Source organism: Desulfomarina sp. (assembly GCF_054039375.1).
This window is the reverse complement of the sequence record NZ_JBPLBA010000138.1, coordinates 1-15,656: the sequence shown is the minus strand read 5'-3', so window position 1 is coordinate 15,656 and position 15,656 is coordinate 1. Positions and strand designations below refer to the sequence as shown.

11 protein-coding genes are annotated in these 15,656 nt (G+C 49.1%); 3 read left to right on the top strand and 8 right to left on the bottom strand.

What is annotated here, in order from left to right; genetic code table 11:
• Positions 1-526 precede the first annotated feature (526 nt).
• Positions 527-814 (top strand): DUF8371 domain-containing protein, encoded by a 288-nt coding sequence (locus ACXLDX_RS15675; protein WP_503417356.1) that lies wholly within the window; start codon positions 527-529, stop codon positions 812-814.
• A 142-nt stretch (positions 815-956) separates the two neighbouring features.
• Here the strand turns inward: ACXLDX_RS15675 and ACXLDX_RS08225 are convergent, their stop codons facing one another.
• The 7 genes from ACXLDX_RS08225 to ACXLDX_RS08195 all read right to left on the bottom strand — a co-directional run bounded on the left by ACXLDX_RS08225 (position 957) and on the right by ACXLDX_RS08195 (position 11,695).
• Positions 957-3,713 (bottom strand): PEP/pyruvate-binding domain-containing protein, encoded by a 2,757-nt coding sequence (locus ACXLDX_RS08225; protein ID WP_457576709.1) that lies wholly within the window; start codon positions 3,711-3,713, stop codon positions 957-959.
• Between the two features lie 51 nt (positions 3,714-3,764).
• On the bottom strand, positions 3,765-6,389 hold the full coding sequence (locus ACXLDX_RS08220; RefSeq protein WP_457576708.1) for a PEP-utilizing enzyme: 2,625 nt from the start codon (positions 6,387-6,389) through the stop codon (positions 3,765-3,767).
• A complete protein-coding gene (locus ACXLDX_RS08215) occupies positions 6,389-6,796 on the bottom strand; it encodes a response regulator (protein WP_457576707.1) in 408 nt (135 codons plus the stop codon). Before ACXLDX_RS08215 ends, ACXLDX_RS08220 begins: the two co-directional genes overlap by 1 nt.
• Complete coding sequence (locus tag ACXLDX_RS08210; RefSeq protein WP_457576706.1) at positions 6,793-9,363, bottom strand: PEP/pyruvate-binding domain-containing protein; 2,571 nt, start codon at positions 9,361-9,363, stop codon at positions 6,793-6,795. Before ACXLDX_RS08210 ends, ACXLDX_RS08215 begins: the two co-directional genes overlap by 4 nt.
• A 17-nt stretch (positions 9,364-9,380) precedes the next feature.
• Positions 9,381-10,151 carry a TIGR02186 family protein gene (locus ACXLDX_RS08205; RefSeq protein WP_457576705.1) on the bottom strand — a complete coding sequence of 257 codons (771 nt, stop codon included), beginning with the start codon at positions 10,149-10,151 and terminating at the stop codon, positions 9,381-9,383.
• A 1-nt stretch (position 10,152) separates the two neighbouring features.
• Positions 10,153-11,100, bottom strand: a complete 948-nt coding sequence (locus ACXLDX_RS08200) for a sulfite exporter TauE/SafE family protein (RefSeq protein ID WP_457576704.1) — start codon at positions 11,098-11,100, stop codon at positions 10,153-10,155.
• Between the two features lie 175 nt (positions 11,101-11,275).
• Positions 11,276-11,695 carry a universal stress protein gene (locus ACXLDX_RS08195; protein ID WP_457576703.1) on the bottom strand — a complete coding sequence of 140 codons (420 nt, stop codon included), beginning with the start codon at positions 11,693-11,695 and terminating at the stop codon, positions 11,276-11,278.
• 477 nt (positions 11,696-12,172) lie between these two features.
• On the opposite strand from ACXLDX_RS08195, the gene ACXLDX_RS08190 reads away from it, so the two are divergent.
• A complete protein-coding gene (locus tag ACXLDX_RS08190) occupies positions 12,173-13,654 on the top strand; it encodes a sensor histidine kinase (RefSeq protein WP_457576702.1) in 1,482 nt (493 codons plus the stop codon).
• Positions 13,651-14,994: a sigma-54-dependent transcriptional regulator gene (locus ACXLDX_RS08185; protein WP_457576701.1), complete on the top strand. Its 1,344-nt coding sequence runs from the start codon at positions 13,651-13,653 to the stop codon at positions 14,992-14,994. Before ACXLDX_RS08190 ends, ACXLDX_RS08185 begins: the two co-directional genes overlap by 4 nt.
• A gap of 179 nt (positions 14,995-15,173) precedes the next feature.
• Here ACXLDX_RS08185 and ACXLDX_RS08180 read toward each other — a convergent pair.
• A partial coding sequence (locus tag ACXLDX_RS08180) for a metallophosphoesterase family protein (protein ID WP_503417355.1) occupies positions 15,174-15,656 on the bottom strand: 483 nt, incomplete at its 5' end.

The window sequence follows — 15,656 nt, the reverse complement described above, 5'->3', positions numbered from 1 at the left end:
GCGCAGTCAAAGGGATCGGCTTGGTGAGATCCACCATCCAGTTAAGACGTCACTCGGGTAAGGGGCAGAGCCGCAGTTTCACTTGACGTATGATCTGTTATATCAAGTTGGAACGGAAAAGGGTCGCCAATTAATGCGAATGAATTTCGGGCAATTGGTCTACTCTTTGTCGGCAGTCGAGCTGCAAAATGTTATCAAGAGGATCAGATCCGGCCCTGTGATTTCAGTTAGACGGACAGGGGTCAGGCTCGACTAATGGGTGTTCTGGTGTATAGCATACTTAATTTTCAAGCTAAAACAACCTATGTGCTTGGAAATACCGAACATCTTTTCTGTATAATCCATAACCTGAAAAAGGTGCATGCGTATGGAATGGGTTTCGTGTAGATTGTCAGGAAAAGAGCTGAAAAAGCAGGTTATGAACAGGAACTGATACAGCAAAATGCATTATTGAGGGTTTTTACCGGGAAAAGTGGTTTTCTATCATGAAATTTTTCAGAATTATTGTGAAATTTTCGATTATTGAATAATTCTGCTGGAAAATTGTAGTTGTGGGAAGTGTTTTTCTACAGACTCGTTAGTTGAATTCAAACTTGCAAAAAACACACAATTAAAAAAGAATCTACAAAAACAGCTAGATATTTACAAAAAAGCTAGTGACGCAAAAATTGGTTTCAAGGTCATCATCTATTTCACTGAAAATGAAATTGTACGTGTAAAGAAAATTTTAAAAGAATTAGAAATGGAAAATGATCCATATATCTTTCTAATAGATGCATGTATTGACAATAAGCCCTCAGGATCAAAGGCATAAATACAACATCCAATCGGGACAGGACTCCCCATTACTGAGGAGCCCTCCCACATCACCCGGCATACGGATCGCGTAGCAAGGCGGTTCGGCTGATCAGGAAATCAGTATCCCGGAAAAGTTTTTGTCTTCTATCGTGAATCATTTATTCCTCCGTTGCACTCGCAGCGATTTCCCTGGTGTCGTATTTCCCTTCCAGAAAGGCGTTGGCCAGCAGGTGAGGACTGTCGTCGTCCGTCATGATTCCATCGAGAAAGCGGCTGAAACCGAAGAGCCGACCGAGCATGATTAGCTGTTCATAGACCGTCTGTTTTGAGGCACCGGTCAGGGAAGCTGTCACAAGATCTCCGATTACCGTGGTATAGAATCCGTTATGTTCCAGGATAAGCTGGAGGAACAGGGCCCGCCGGTGGCTTCTTTCCATGCCGGCACCGCCGCCCTTGAAACGGAAACGGATATAATTTGCGTGGGTGTCTCTTCCGCAGATGGCATCCAGCATGGCAAAGTGAAATTCCACCCTGGCGTTAAGATTGAGGTAATCGCGGGCTGCAAGAGCATAATTAAATGACCCCAGGGGCCTGGCTCCCCGTTTATCGAACATGCCACGGGAAAAAACATCGGCCATGGCACCGGCATCCGGTTCCGTATGCCAGGAAAGTCCTGGAGTTGTCAGCCCTTCACAGAGGGCGAGCAGGGGGACGGAGAGGACGTCGTCCGTGCTCAGAGGTTTATGAATAGCCAGTTGCTTCAGGAGTGAACTTTTCTTATCTCTTCTGATACCGCCGCCCACATCAATGACCAGAAATGAGAAGGGAACCCCTATTTCCAGGGGATGCAGCATGCCGCCGGCATAGTCCATAATCATGTCCCCTGTATTGAACATGGACAGGACCGCCATTTCATGGGTAAACCTGATGATATCATGGAATGACTGGCATTCAAGATGGGAGAATGTTGCACCATAGGTATCCGTCAGGTTCAGGGGTACAATCATGTTCCGAAGTTTTTCTCGTTCAGGGGAGATGGTTTTTTTCGTTTCCCCATCAGGTTGTCCGGCAGTTCCAGGGCGACGCTCTGATTTCTGCCTGTGCCGCTTGATATGGGCTTTGATGGCGGCATCCTGAAGAGAGGGACCGGCCTCTCTTACCACGCCCGAATCGGCATCAAGGATGATCCACTGACCGTTTTCAAGGGTTGATGAGCCTTTTTCCGCTCCGGTAATCATTGGAATGCCCTGTTCCCTTGCTATACAGGAAAGATGGTCAGTGGGATTTCCTATGTCGACAATTGTCCCGGCACATTTCGGGATCAGGCTGGCCGCATCCACAATGGACTGGGAAAGGACAAGAATGCAGGGAACCTGATCAAGATTATTGTTACTGCCATAGGTAAGCTTGGCCAGATCTACGGAAGAATTGACAAGCTGGACCTGCCCGGTTGTTTTTCCTGAAGAGGCACAGATTCCTGTCAGCAGGGGTTCAGACTCATCCTGCTGTCTGCGTTTTCGGCTTCCCTTTGCGGTCAGGCGCAAAGGGCGTGCCTGGAGAATGGAAATACCTGTTTTTTCTGAGCAGGCCCATTCAATATCCTGTCCCCGCCCCTCAAGGCTTTCTATCAGTTCCCCGTAATCAACCAGTTTTCCAAGTTCCTGAAGGGTCAGCAGGGATGCCTGCGCTTCTTCTTCGGACAGGGTTTCCTGGTGGAGTCCGCCCGAGGGTGTCGCCACTTCCCGTATTGTTTTAACGCTTATCTGGGCACCATCCATCAGCTGGGCGGCGCGGTCCTCACTGATAATTCCTGCAGGGAACGGCTCGATTTTCGTCTCATCGGAATCAGATCGATATTGAGCGGGACGCAGCGGTTTGTACAGATCAGCAGGGGCGGAGCCTTCCACGGCCAGGGTTCCCAGGCCCGGGACCGCGCTGATGAGCATTCTGTTGCTGGAAGGATCCGATGGGTCTACTGTGAACATGACGCCGGCACATTTGGCGGGAACCATAACCTGGCAGAGAACCGCCAGGTTAAAATCAACGGGAGAGAGACCGGCATTCATACGGTAGGAGATGGCTCTTTCACTGAAGCCGCTGGCAATCACCTGTTTATAGGCATCATAAAGAGACTGGTGTCCAATGACGTTGAGAATGGAGGCAAACTGTCCGGCAAACGAGTGCTCTATACTGTCTTCACTGACTCCACTGGAGCGGACCGATATGGCGAATGTATTGTTACCTGTTTCATGTTCACTTTCTTTCAGGCAGTCATAGGAACCGGACAGGGCCGAGGCGATTTCTTCTGGAAGGGCGGTCTGCTGGATCTGCAGCCTGATCTTGTTTGAGGCAGCGGCCACATCCATCTGTCCCTGTTCGACACCCCTGAGAAGATGTCGGATTTCTGATGCGAGATCGTTTGTGGCCAGAAAATCCTTGCAGGCGTGGGTGGTGCAGACATAGCCATTTGGTACCGGCAGGGCGATTTTTCTCAGCTGGGCCAGATTTGCCGCTTTCCTGCCCGTGTAGAGATAGGATTCCGTTTCAAGTTCATCCAGGGGAATACAGTAATTTCGATCAACGGGGAGGTCTGCAAGTTCTTTCAGGGCTCCAAACAGTTTTTCACTCAACTGTCCATGCATCGGATAGAGATAGGTGTATGATGAACCGGAAAGGAGGTTCAAACCGTCAATCAGTTCGGAGATTATCCCGAGGAGTTCATCTGTGGCCTTGCGGATGTCCCGTTCTTCTCCCCGAATAAGGTTGGCGTCAATTCCGGTAATCAGTTCCAGGGCCCTGCCGTTGTTTTCAAGAAAAATGCGGAAGGTATGATAGCGGGCCTTGAGTTCTTCCAGGGCAATCCGCTCCCTGTTCTGTTTCCGGTCTGTATAGTATTGCAAAAGTCGTTTGAACATATAAGTCTCCTGTGTGGACAGGGTATATCTCTGAAGTGCAGAATTCAGGTATTAAATTTCTTCGGGTGGTGCGATTGCCCGCCGTCCTTTCTTCGCGGTTTCATGAAAATGGCTTAAAAAGGTTTTATCAAAAAATTCATAGAGGATGTTTGTTTCATTGTCGGAATAGAGACTGGTGTCACGCTGACGGGAGAAGGTTGTCAGTGCACCCAGAACATAGAGAGATGATTTCAGCAGGAGCGTCTCTTCAAATTTCAGTCTTCCCACGACAAGATCGCTCTTGAGGGAGACCTTGAAGTTCATGTCACGCAATACATTGCAGATAAACTGTGCCCTGCGTGCGCGTCTGTCCGGATTGGCCATTCCGCCCGAGAAGCGGAAATAGACATAATTGCGATGCATGTCATCACCGATATGGGCATCAACGACACTGAAATGATAGCCAAGGCGGAGGCTGAGGTTCATATAGTCGTGATCTACTATGGCCAGGTTCTCGCCAAAACTTTCGGCGGCTGTGGGTGACATGATATTCATTGTCCTGGGCATGCTGGAGATGATATCGCGCAGACCAAGAGAGGGGATGTCGTTTTCCCAGGCATCCGGATTGAGGAGGCCCTCCAGAAATACGGAAAATGGTCCCTGCCTGATATTTTCAGCCACCGGATCTTTTTCAAACTGTTCATTCACCCCCGCCCCGATATCCAGGACACGGATATCCATGGGGATATCGAGGCGCATTCTTCTGGTGCGGATTGAGCCGAGACCGGGATGGCGTTCCTGGAAGTGGGCCAGTTCGTCAACAGATTTTTCATGACAGAAGTGGATAATATCATGAAAACTTTTGCATCCTTCCACGCAGAAATTGGGCGTTTCCGGATTGGTGAGATGCAGGGGCATGATAAAACGCAGGAGGCGGCGAAGGATCCTGTATTCGGGATCTGCGGGTGAAAGGTTCATCTTCCTGCTGCCGACCCGCAAAAGGGTGTTGAGGGTTCCTTTATAAATTTTGAGCTGGCCCGCATCCACAGTTATTTCCTTACCTTCAGGGAGCCTGGTAAGGACATCGGGGACACCGAAAACCGCGGGGAGACTGATTTCCCTCGCCACGGTGGCCAGGTGCCCCGTGACATTACCATATTCCGTTAAAATAGCCGATGCCCGCTGTAGAATGGGGGTCAGTTCGGGCGTTGCCGTTCGGGCCACGGCAACGGCCCCCGGTGGAAAATCTTCCAGGGCGGTTTCATTTGTAACATGGAAAACATGACCGGCAGCTACTCCCTCCTGAACAATCTGTGTTCCCTGGCAGAGAAGTTCTGCGCTCTGCTGTTCCTCAAGAAGTTCCAGGGCTGTCGGTTCTTCCGAGGTTTCCAGGTAGGGAAAGAGGCGGGTAAAGATAAAGGTACCATCGGCAAGGCATTCCCACTGGAGCCGGATAGGCACACCCATTATTCGTTCAAGGGTCATGGCCGTTTCCGCAAACATTTTCAGATCGCTGTTGCCGATTATGGCTGAACCCCGGCGAAAATGACCGTTGTCGGGCAGGTGACCGGTGGCACTGTTGCCATCGGGAAAACAGGTTGACTGGGATTTGGTCACTATTTCCGACCGGACCGGATTAAAGGGGAAGGTCCGGCTTAAAAGATAGGAATCCCCTGATTCGGGTTTGCCTTTCAGGTGCGAAGTGATCGAAAGTGCGGGGGTTGTGGTTTCTGAAATGCTCGCCCGTGTTTTCAGGGTTCCGTGTATCGTAAAAGGCGGTGAAGGTCTGATGAATACGGCAAAGGGAACAGGGGACTCGTCCGTATTCCCCTGCCCCGGATCGACGCTTTGAATGATCCACTGGAGACAGTCAATATAGTTTTGAATGGGGATGGGTTCGACATATTCGGAAATCGTTACCTTGTCTGTTTTCCCAGGAGTCACCTGTCGGGCGAAGAGTTCTTTCTTTTCCAGGGAGGGGGAGCTGTTCTCAAGTACCAGCAGTTTACTGTGATCCGCTGAAGGTTCGATAAAGAAAGAGCCCAAGTCCTTTGTCAGACCTATGTCGTCATTGATCTGTGTTGCGACAACTGATATGCGTCGGCTGCTGTCTTCAAGAAAAAGTCTGCCGAACTGTTCTTCAATGCCAAACTGGACATCTGAATTTGAAATATGATTAGATGAGGTTTCATCCGAAATAAGGGCCTGGGTGCCTTCCGCCGTGACTATGAAGCCGATTCCCGCCTGAATGCCCGGATGAAGTCTCAGCTCAGCCAGGCAGACCAGGTCTATACCCACCAGGGGCTCCATTTCCCAGCCGATATCCTGGAGCCGGAGTACAGGGGGGCAGGCCAGAGCCCTGGTGTTGCCGGAGAGGATATCATCCAGGATCATCCGGATTTCCTGGTACCTGTCGTAAAGGGGGACATAACCATTTTCGGTCAGGGCATTGAGATTATAAGTCACGTGGTGCACATCAGAGGCGATGACCCGAACCGTTTTTTCCAGGAAGGATTTTTCAAAAATATATTCACCACCGAGCGATTGTTCCATACGTGCCATATTCTCAAGAATACGGTTGTTGAGATGAAGTATCTTCCTGAAATTATTAAAGAGAGATTTCAGGTGCCAGATATTTATTTCCGCCGGAGTTGTTTCGGTGGAACGTTGTTTTTTAAACAGGTGTTGCAGCCACATTAGTTTTGTCCTTTGTTCCGGTTTTCCTCAATGCGTTTTACACATTCCAGTATTTCATTGATTTTGAACGGTTTTGCGACAAAATCAAAGGCTCCTTTTCTAAACGATTCCTTGGCGGTTTCCAGGGTGGCAAATCCGGAAATGATTATAACCTGGGTGTCCGGATGAGCCGCTTTAACGTTTTCAAGAACATGCATACCGTCAATTGTCCCCATCTTCAGGTCTGTGATGACAATATCAAAGGCCCGTTCTTCCAATCGGGCAAGGGCCAGGGGGCCGTCGGAAAATGTTTCGACCTCATACCCCTTTCGTTGCAGTGTGGGTTTCAGTCTTTTGCAGACAATGGGTTCATCGTCGAGGATAATTATACTCAATCTGGTGCCCGCCTCTTTTTGCCGTTCGGTCATTTTTCCTCTCCTGGTTCCAGGCGTTCTATGGATTCGATGAAGTGTCGGGTGTGGTACAGTACATCGTCGTCAGAATTCATCAGGGCGTCCAGCTGGCGTGTATATCCGACAAGGCCGCCGAGAATCATCATACGGCGGGACATGCGGTCAATGGACAGTTTCTTCACTCTGCCGGCCACAAGATCTCCCTGGATTTCCACCATAAAATCATAGTGCCTTAATACATTGGTGATAAAAAGGGTTCGTCTTGCCCTGCGGATGAATTCCGTTGCCCCACCGAAAAATTTGAAATAGATGGTGTTGTCATCTATATTGTCGGCCATATATGCCTCAATGGAGGTAGAATGATAGCCGAGCTGAATACTGAGATTCATATAGTTGTCCAGGATTACCGCAAGATTTCTACCCACTTTTTCCGGTGTCGTCAGGGAGGTGGTTCTTGTCAGGCTGGACATGAAGCTTCCCATGTGAACGGAAACGGGATCATTCTGCCACATTCCGGATTCCTCCAGGCCCTGCCAGAAATCCCTGAGGGGGCGTGAAACAATCTGTTCGGGCGTGATACACCGATCCGCTGGTGAACAGGTTGTACCTTTTCCGGCGTCGATAATCATCAGGCCGAGAGGGATCGTCGTTTTCATCTGCTTGGGCGGCGGAAAACTCCTGGTGGCGTGTTTTTCACTGAGGTGGACAATTTCTTCAATGGCCAGTTTGTGTGTTACCGCTATGATGTCGTGGTAGGTCTTGCACGAGGCCTGTGTTATTTTGTCGAGCTGTGGTTCGAGAATGGTGATGGGATAGATGTGGTTGAGCAGACGACGCAGCAACCGATATTCCGAGGAGTCTTCAAAGACATCCTCAATCGTCAGCTCAAAGCGGTCGAGTTCGGTGATTTTCCCTCGGTAGACAATATTCTGGGTGGCGTCCAGGGTGATTTCATCTCCGTGTTTCAGGTATTGGGTGGCTATTTTTGTGTCGACAACCGTGGGTACACGAAATTCATGGGCGAGGGTCGACATATGTCCGGAAACAGAGCCGATATCGGTGATGATCCCTCTCGTTTTATGCATGATGGTCGCAAAGCGGGGGGATGCATGGCGGGTCAGCAGGATTGCCCCATGGGGAAAATCACTGAGGTCGTTTTTTTCGTCGATGACGAAAATTCTACCGATGGCAATGCCGCGCTGGACAGTTACCCCCCGGCCGGAAAAAATGATTTCCGCATCTCGCGTTATATTGGCGGGGAAAGGCTGTTCTTCAGCCAGGGTTTCTTTTACAGGAGAGTCACGGGTCTGGAGAATTGACAGTTGACCGTTATGCTCAAATGTCCATTCAATTTCCTGGGGTCGTTTATAGTATCTTTCAATGCTTTTGGCCGTCTGGGCAAGAGTTGTCAGCTGTTCCCCGGTCAGGCAGAGGATGTTCTGTTGTTTTTCGGGGAGCGGTTGCCAGGCCATTTTTCCTTTTATATCGGGAGCCAGCTGCTGCTTCTTGTCTGCGGTTTTTTGAAAGAGAACAGGATAGGGTGGTTCCCGGTCAAGAATAATGGTGTCCGCCGGGTGGCTGCCTTCCATGATACCGGAACAGTAACCCCACATGGAGTTGATATGTATCGCGCTCTTTGACTTGTGAGAGATATAGGTGTGCAGTACACCACTTGCCGCACTCCCGGTCATGACCTGACAGGCGACAGCCATGGCCACCTCCTGTTCTCCATATCCCTTGCTGAACCGATACTGCAGTGCCTTGAAAGAATAGGCACTGGCGACGATCTGCAGGTATCCGTCGATGAGCTGGTCCCGTGTCAGGTTCAGCCGTGTATCATAGAGCCCGGCAAAACTTGCCTTGCCACCCTCGCCCCAGGCACTGCTTCTCATGGCGACCCGTGGATTGTCACCCTTTGCCCGCTCCATGAGGGCATCGTATTCATGGTGGATCCTGGATACGAGTTTTCTGGGCAGAGGGGTGTCGATGATCTGTTTTCTCATCGTTCTCGCAAGCCTGCGCCAGCCATCCTCGTCATTTTTATCGAGACGATATTTTGCCTCTTCAATGACATTCTCCAGGCCGCTGTGCCGCAGGTGCTGAAAAAATGCCTGGGTGGTGATGACAAAGCCGTCGGGAATCCGCAGGCCGAGGTGGTTTGAAAGTCCGGCAAGTCGTTCCATCTTGCCCCCGACCAGGTCCCGCTGCCAGTCGGTTACCTCATGGAGGGGAAGAACCATTGCCTCGGAGGTCAGGACATGTTTTCCCGCCAGTTCTTCCTGGATGGTGTGCTGAATACGTTCAAATGCCGGGAAAAGATCAAGGGTGTGATGATGGGTGATGATTTTTATCTCAGAGATGATTTTCAGCAGCAGATCATCCAGTTTTTCAGCCGATTCTTCAATATAGTGCAGGTCAAAAACATACTCTCCCCCCAGTTTGTCACTCATGTCTGACATCAGGTGCAGCGTTTCATTGCTTTTTTCCAGAATGACCTGGAATTTTTCAAGGAAACGTGCGATGGGCAACTCCCTGTTTTTTTTCAGGCAGGCGACGAGTATGTTTTTGAGGCTGCGATACATATGAAGTCCCTGTGGTTTTAATGTGCCCCCTTGCTCTGAAAGATAAGCCCGATGACAAGGCCACTGAAAATGGCGATTACTACGGCCAGGATTCCATAGAGGAGGCTGTTGTTGAAAGCCATATTACTGAGCCAGAGAGGAAAACCGTCCAGTCTGGCTTCCATTTTAACCCTGCTGTCCGCGACGAGTTTCCCATCCCGGAATGCTGCCGCTTCCACCTGGTATTCACCCGGCGCCAGGGCGGAAGGGAGTTTCAGGGTGGCTGTGAATGATCGCGCGAGACCCGAGTCTGGACCCAGGACGATCCCTCCGGTCTTTTCACTATACAGGGATTCCTCTTTTTTTAAGAGTAAAAGTTCATGAACAAGATCAATATCCATGGAACTGGCCGGTTTTGTTATTTCAACAGTTTTATGGAGAGAGTCCAACTGCAGGTTTTTTGCTTCCGGACCAAGTTCCTCAAACGGGCGGGAAGTTTCGATGAGCAGAACTTTCGGCACATTATCAAATGTGACCGTGCCCACGTTCATCCAGAGAAGATTAAAGGCTTTGCCCTTTTCTCTGAGGTGTAATTCTTCGGGTTCCCCGGTAAAGCGGATAACCACATCACTGCCGGCAGGGATGGTGCCTGTCACTGTCAGGTCAGCACCATTGTACTGGGCTCCTATCAGGAGAGGTGAGGGGGAGACTGAGATGGTGATATTCTCGTCCGCCCGGGCGGAAAGCTGTGTCAGCGGGAGTGCCGCAAGAATTAAAAAGAGTACAAGTCTTAAAGTGTATGTTCGCATTTTAATGTCCTCCCATGTAGGCAAGAAGGATATCCGGTTGGACCAGCAACTGGTAGAGCATTTTGAACATCACCAGGAGAACCAGTGAAGCCAGCAGGATTTTCAGCTGTTCACCGTCCAGCTTTTTCCCTATTTTCGTACCTACCTGGGCACCCACCGATGAGCCTATGAGCAGTAACAGGGCGAGAACGAAATCAACCGTATGATTCTGAGAAGCCTGCATGATCGTAACATTGATGCAGGTAAAGAGAATCTGGAAAAGGCTGGTTCCCACAACGACATGCATAGGCATGCGCAGCAGGTAGACCATAACCGGAACCATGATAAATCCGCCCCCGACTCCCATGATGGCAGCCAGGATTCCGACAAATGTACCCAGAACCAGCGGAAGGATTGCTGAAATGCGTACGCCGGATCGGGCAAAGTCCATCTGGAAAGGCAGACTGCCCACTATTCTCGCATAAGTAGATTCCTTTTTCCTGGGTGTATCCGTGGGAGACTGGGCGGCCGGTTTTGCGGTTTTCCGCATGGCCTGAAGGCTCTCAAGAAACATGTAGCCACCAACAAAACCCAGCATCAGAACATAGGTGATACTGATCAGAAAATCAGCATTTCCCAGGGCTCTCAGAATTTTTATAACCTGAACTCCGGCAGTACCGCCGACAATTCCTCCTATCAGCAGAAGGAAACCCATCTTGAAATCCACATTCCCCAGGCGAAAGTGGGCGAGGGTGCCGGATGTGGAGGCAGCCACAATCTGATTGGAATCAGATGCAGCCGCAACAGTCGGGGGAAGCCCCATCATTATTAACAGGGGGGTCATGAGAAAACCGCCACCCACACCAAAAATTCCTGAAAGCAGGCCGACAAATCCCCCGAGACCGACAATAACCAGCAGGTTCACTGCATTCCCGGCGATAGGAAGATAAAGATGCATTGATAAGCCCATAAAATCCTCTCAAAATAATTAATTTTCTTATGAAAGTTATCGAAACGGGCGGTTTTCCACCGCGGCTGATACCTTCATAACAGTAAAACGGTGTTATTGCTGTAGCAAAGTTCACAGTCGACCGGGTTTGCAACCGGTTAAAGCTGAAAAATGCCCGGCTTTGATCCTGGATCACTCATTGATTCGGGATCTGTTTTCTGGGAACAACAATTTCCACCGCACAGGACAGTTGAGACCTGAGGGAGCGTAAAAAACGGGTATCCCGGACCCTGGCGTCCCTGTCGTTCACATTTGTCTCGTGTGCCAGTAAGGTGATTTTGTAATGATTGATAAAAGTCATAATTTCCTGTTCATAGTTTCCCTCCGCCAGAAAAAAATTAATTATAATATTTTCGCTTTTTGCTTTTTCTATTACCAGTTCAAGTCGTTTTTTTATTTCAGTTTCAATATCGGTAAGCGCGCGATCTTTCTGCTCAGTAGAGAGCACCAGCAGGACATAGAGTTCGGCATCGATTCGTTTTACCAGTGAACAGGCGTGGGAAAGTGCCTCCCATGCTCTGTGTCTGTTGTCTATGGCCACAAGTATTTTTTCCATACATTCTCTCCCTGGTGAAAGTCTAGCAAAATCAATACCAGGAAAGTGTTTAATGAAATTATTTATTACATGGAGTCCGGAAGTTATCAATTTGTTTTTTGTTACCTGTTAAGTCTGCTGATGCTGCCAGTCTCTTTGTCAGTATGGAAATGATCTGCCGAGGTGGTACGGAGTCTATTAAATTTTATTGTAAAGCAAAAGAAATATAACTGAACAGAGATAAAAAGGAAGCACAAAAAATGTCAGTCGGCTGTAAAAAATAAATGAAGCCTCATTCATTTGGTTATTTCAAATTGAAACACATTCTGGTAGAGTTTGTTGAAATTGTTTCAAAATGAAATTTTGTACGTGTGGGTTCGTGGGCATTACCGCAGTCGTAGTTTTCATTGGTTTTCTGGGGTCGGGTCAAAGAGTTCGACTATGCCGGTTTCTTCAGAGATGTCACGGATTCATGGAATATTTACAAAGGGGACTGGGATGAGCAGCAGACCTGTTGTTTTTTTTTCAATGCTCAGGCGATCTACAGTCGGAAAGTTGAGATGGAACTCCATCAAGGGAAAAATCTTTGTGGGATTTGTCTTTACCTTTCTTTCAATAGGTGTTCTGGCTGTCTTGAATTTTTATAATCTTTCCGTCATCAAATCCCGTCTTTACCTGGGTGAATCGTACGATGACCTGGTGGATGATATTCTTGAGCTGCGCCGATTCGAAAAAAACTTTCAGATTGACGGAGACGAAAAAAGCCTGGTGATCAGCAGGGTTTATCTCGGGCGTATCGATAAAATTTTTCATCAGTTATCAGACGATCTCAGTGTTCTTGAGGGAGAGGAACAGGTGGCCGTTTTCCGACAATCCCTGCAAAAATATAAAAAACTTGTTTCGCAGCTGGAGGAGGGTCGACGGGATGTAATGGACAGGCTGCGGGATGAAGGAAAAGCGCTCACGGAAGACGCGGTCAGGTTCAGGGAACTGAAACGGAAACATATCCATGTCGCCATTGTCCGCACGCTGGTTCTTCCCTTTGTTTTCATGGCCATTCTTCTTTCGGTGATGATTCTCGGGTTCAGGCTGGTTTCCAACGGCCTGCTCAAGCCTCTGGATGTCGTCAGGCGAACCACTGAACTTGTCGGCCATGGAGATTTTTCGCCGATTCGCTACAAGGGTGAAAGCCTGGAAGAGATATCAGGGTTGATTGATGCCTTCAATCGTATGGCCCGTGAACTGAAGGAGCACCAGGAAGATCTGCTGCAGGCCAGAAAACTTGCGGCCATCGGCACATTCACCGCAGGTATTGCCCATGAACTGAATAATCCCATTAATAATATTGCCCTGACTGCTGAAAGTTTCCATGAAGAGTTTGCCCAGACCCTTGATGATTATGGTATGGAACTGCTGCAGGATATCATGGAGCAGACGGAACGGGTGGCGGATATCGTGAGAAACCTCCTCGATTTTTCCTATGCCGGAAAATCTGTTTTTAAAGAATTGTCCCCGGCTGAAATTATTCACAGTACGGCTAATCTCATAAAAAACCAAGTCAAATTGTCCGGTATTGATCTCATGGTTTCTGTTCCGGCGGATCTTCCCATGGTGAAAGGGAGCTTGAGAAAACTGCAGCAGGTATTTTTTAACCTGCTGATGAACGCTGTTCAGGCAACTTCAAAGGGAGGGGAGGTACGGCTGTCCGTCAGTTTTTCGAAAATGTCAGGTTTCCTGGCGTTTGTGGTTGAGGATGATGGGGAAGGGATCGCAAAAGAGGTGCAGCACAAGCTGTTTGAACCCTTTTATACAACAAAGGTAACCGGGGAGGGAACAGGCCTCGGCCTTGCAGTCTGTTATTCCATAGTCAAGCAGCACGGGGGGCGTGTTGAGGTGGAGAGTGAGGAGGGAAGGGGATCAAGGTTCACGGTGCTTCTTCCTTCAGTTCCGAAGGATTTTGTCAACTGGAGTGCCGCGTGAAATACAAACTCGCCATTGTTGATGATGAGGAAATTGTCTGCAGGCGTCTTGCCAAGGCCCTGGGGAAAGACGAGTTTTCGGTGGAGGCCTTTGTCACCGGTCGTTCCTTTCTTGAACGGATGAAACAGAAACGGTTTGATATTGTTTTTCTTGATATGAATCTGCCGGACCAGGACGGGTTGGATATCCTCGTGCGGATAAAGCAGTATTGCAGTGAAACGGAAGTCATTATCATTACCGGTTACAAGAGTGTGGAAACAGCGGTTGAGGCCATCAGGAAAGGTGCGTATCACTATATTGCCAAACCTGTGAATCTGTCGGATATCCGTCTCTGGGCGCAGAATGCCAGGGATAAGATCAGTATGCGTGCCGAAAACCGCAGGCTTCGGGAGGCATTGAAAAGCGGTTCCGGGCTTACTTCCATAGTCGGCAACAGCCCGGCCATCCAGGAACTCTTCTCGATGATAAACAAGGTCGCCAAGGTGGACTGTAATGTCCTGATCCAGGGTGGAAGCGGTACGGGAAAAGCCCTTGTTGCCCAGGCTATACATCAGTTAAGTTCAAGAAAAGACAGAGCTTTTGTCTCATTTAACTGTGGCGGGTTTACAGATGAACTGATCAGCAGTGAATTGTTTGGTCATGAACGGGGGGCATTCACCGGGGCAACCGCAGTCAAAATCGGTCTGCTTGAATCGGCATCGGGTGGTACCGTGTTTCTGGATGAAATAGGTGAGATGCCTCTGTCCATGCAGGTGAAACTGCTTCACGTGATTCAGGAGAGAAAAATATTCAGGGTGGGGGGGACGGACCTGATTGATCTGGACATAAGGATTATCGCCGCCACCAATAAAAACCTGAAAAAAGAGGTGGAGGAGGGGCTTTTCCGGGAGGATCTTTTCTTTCGCCTCAACGTTGTTTCCCTGAATGTGCCTCAGCTGGCGGAAAGACGGGAAGATATTCCTCTTCTGGTCAACCACTTCATCCAGAAATACTGTCTTGCCTTTCATAAGCGGGTTTCAGGAGTGGAAAAAGAGGCATTGCATATTCTGACCCACTACAGTTATCCCGGAAATGTCCGGGAACTGGAAAATATAATAGAACGGGCCGTGGCCCTGACCGGGGGGGAGGAGATCACCATTAACGACCTCCCCCGGGACCTGCAGAAGTTTGATTTTGATACCCTGGAGGGGGATGGCCTGACCTCTCTTGCAGAAATGGAGCGGCGCTATATCAAGACAGTGCTGGAAAGTACAGGTTACAACAGGAGCCGTGCCGCGGAAATCCTTGATATCCCGAGGACGACTCTCTGGAGAAAGATCAAAATGTACGGGCTGGGGTAATGTAACTACTCACAGGGGTAGCAATTATGTGATTTTATTACCTCTGAACTGTAATTGCTCACAGGTGCAGCAGATTTTTGCAAGCTCTTTTGTTCGCTATAGCCTACTATGCGGACAAAAGAGACCGTGAAAAGCTGCGGTACCTGTGAGTAATTACGGGGTAATTACCAGGACATTGGTCAGGCATGGTGAAAACACATGGCCGGCAGCTCCAGAGCGGTCAGTATGTTACCGTAAACAGCTCCTGTATCTATTCCTATCCGGTCGGGGGTGACCAGGGGAAGTTCGAATGGAATATGACCGAAAACAATTGTTCTGTCGAGATTGGTTGGCCGTTTTTCTATCATGCGTCTGCTTGAGAGCAGCCGTGCCTCCATATTGTAGCAGTAGGCGGCTGTGTCGGTTGTTTTCTGTGGTGGGATCAGCAGTTCCTCATGGAAATCCGCATGGGTAAAAATATAATTTTCGGTAATATGACAGAACTGAAGATTCAGCAGGAACTGCTGATGTTCCGGGGGGAAGCAGGCAAGCCCCTGTAACCTGCGGGCGGATACATTGTAGCTCTCGGTTGTCGCATCCACTCCTATTTTGCGCAACAGTCGCAATGTTTCCACATCTCCCGTTTCACTGTAGCTGAGCAGTTCCTGTTCGTGGTTTCCCCT

What these genes read in the sequence shown, in the direction of transcription:
- ACXLDX_RS08215 (WP_457576707.1), bottom strand. Translation starts at nt 6,796, where the DNA reads ATGACCGAACGGCAAAAAGAGGCGGGCACCAGATTGAGTATAATTATC.
- ACXLDX_RS08205 (WP_457576705.1), bottom strand. Translation starts at nt 10,151, where the DNA reads ATGCGAACATACACTTTAAGACTTGTACTCTTTTTAATTCTTGCGGCA.
- ACXLDX_RS08225 (WP_457576709.1), bottom strand. Translation starts at nt 3,713, where the DNA reads ATGTTCAAACGACTTTTGCAATACTATACAGACCGGAAACAGAACAGG.
- ACXLDX_RS08195 (WP_457576703.1), bottom strand. Translation starts at nt 11,695, where the DNA reads ATGGAAAAAATACTTGTGGCCATAGACAACAGACACAGAGCATGGGAG.
- ACXLDX_RS08220 (WP_457576708.1), bottom strand. Translation starts at nt 6,389, where the DNA reads ATGTGGCTGCAACACCTGTTTAAAAAACAACGTTCCACCGAAACAACT.
- ACXLDX_RS08200 (WP_457576704.1), bottom strand. Translation starts at nt 11,100, where the DNA reads ATGGGCTTATCAATGCATCTTTATCTTCCTATCGCCGGGAATGCAGTG.
- ACXLDX_RS08190 (WP_457576702.1), top strand. Translation starts at nt 12,173, where the DNA reads ATGAGCAGCAGACCTGTTGTTTTTTTTTCAATGCTCAGGCGATCTACA.
- ACXLDX_RS08210 (WP_457576706.1), bottom strand. Translation starts at nt 9,363, where the DNA reads ATGTATCGCAGCCTCAAAAACATACTCGTCGCCTGCCTGAAAAAAAAC.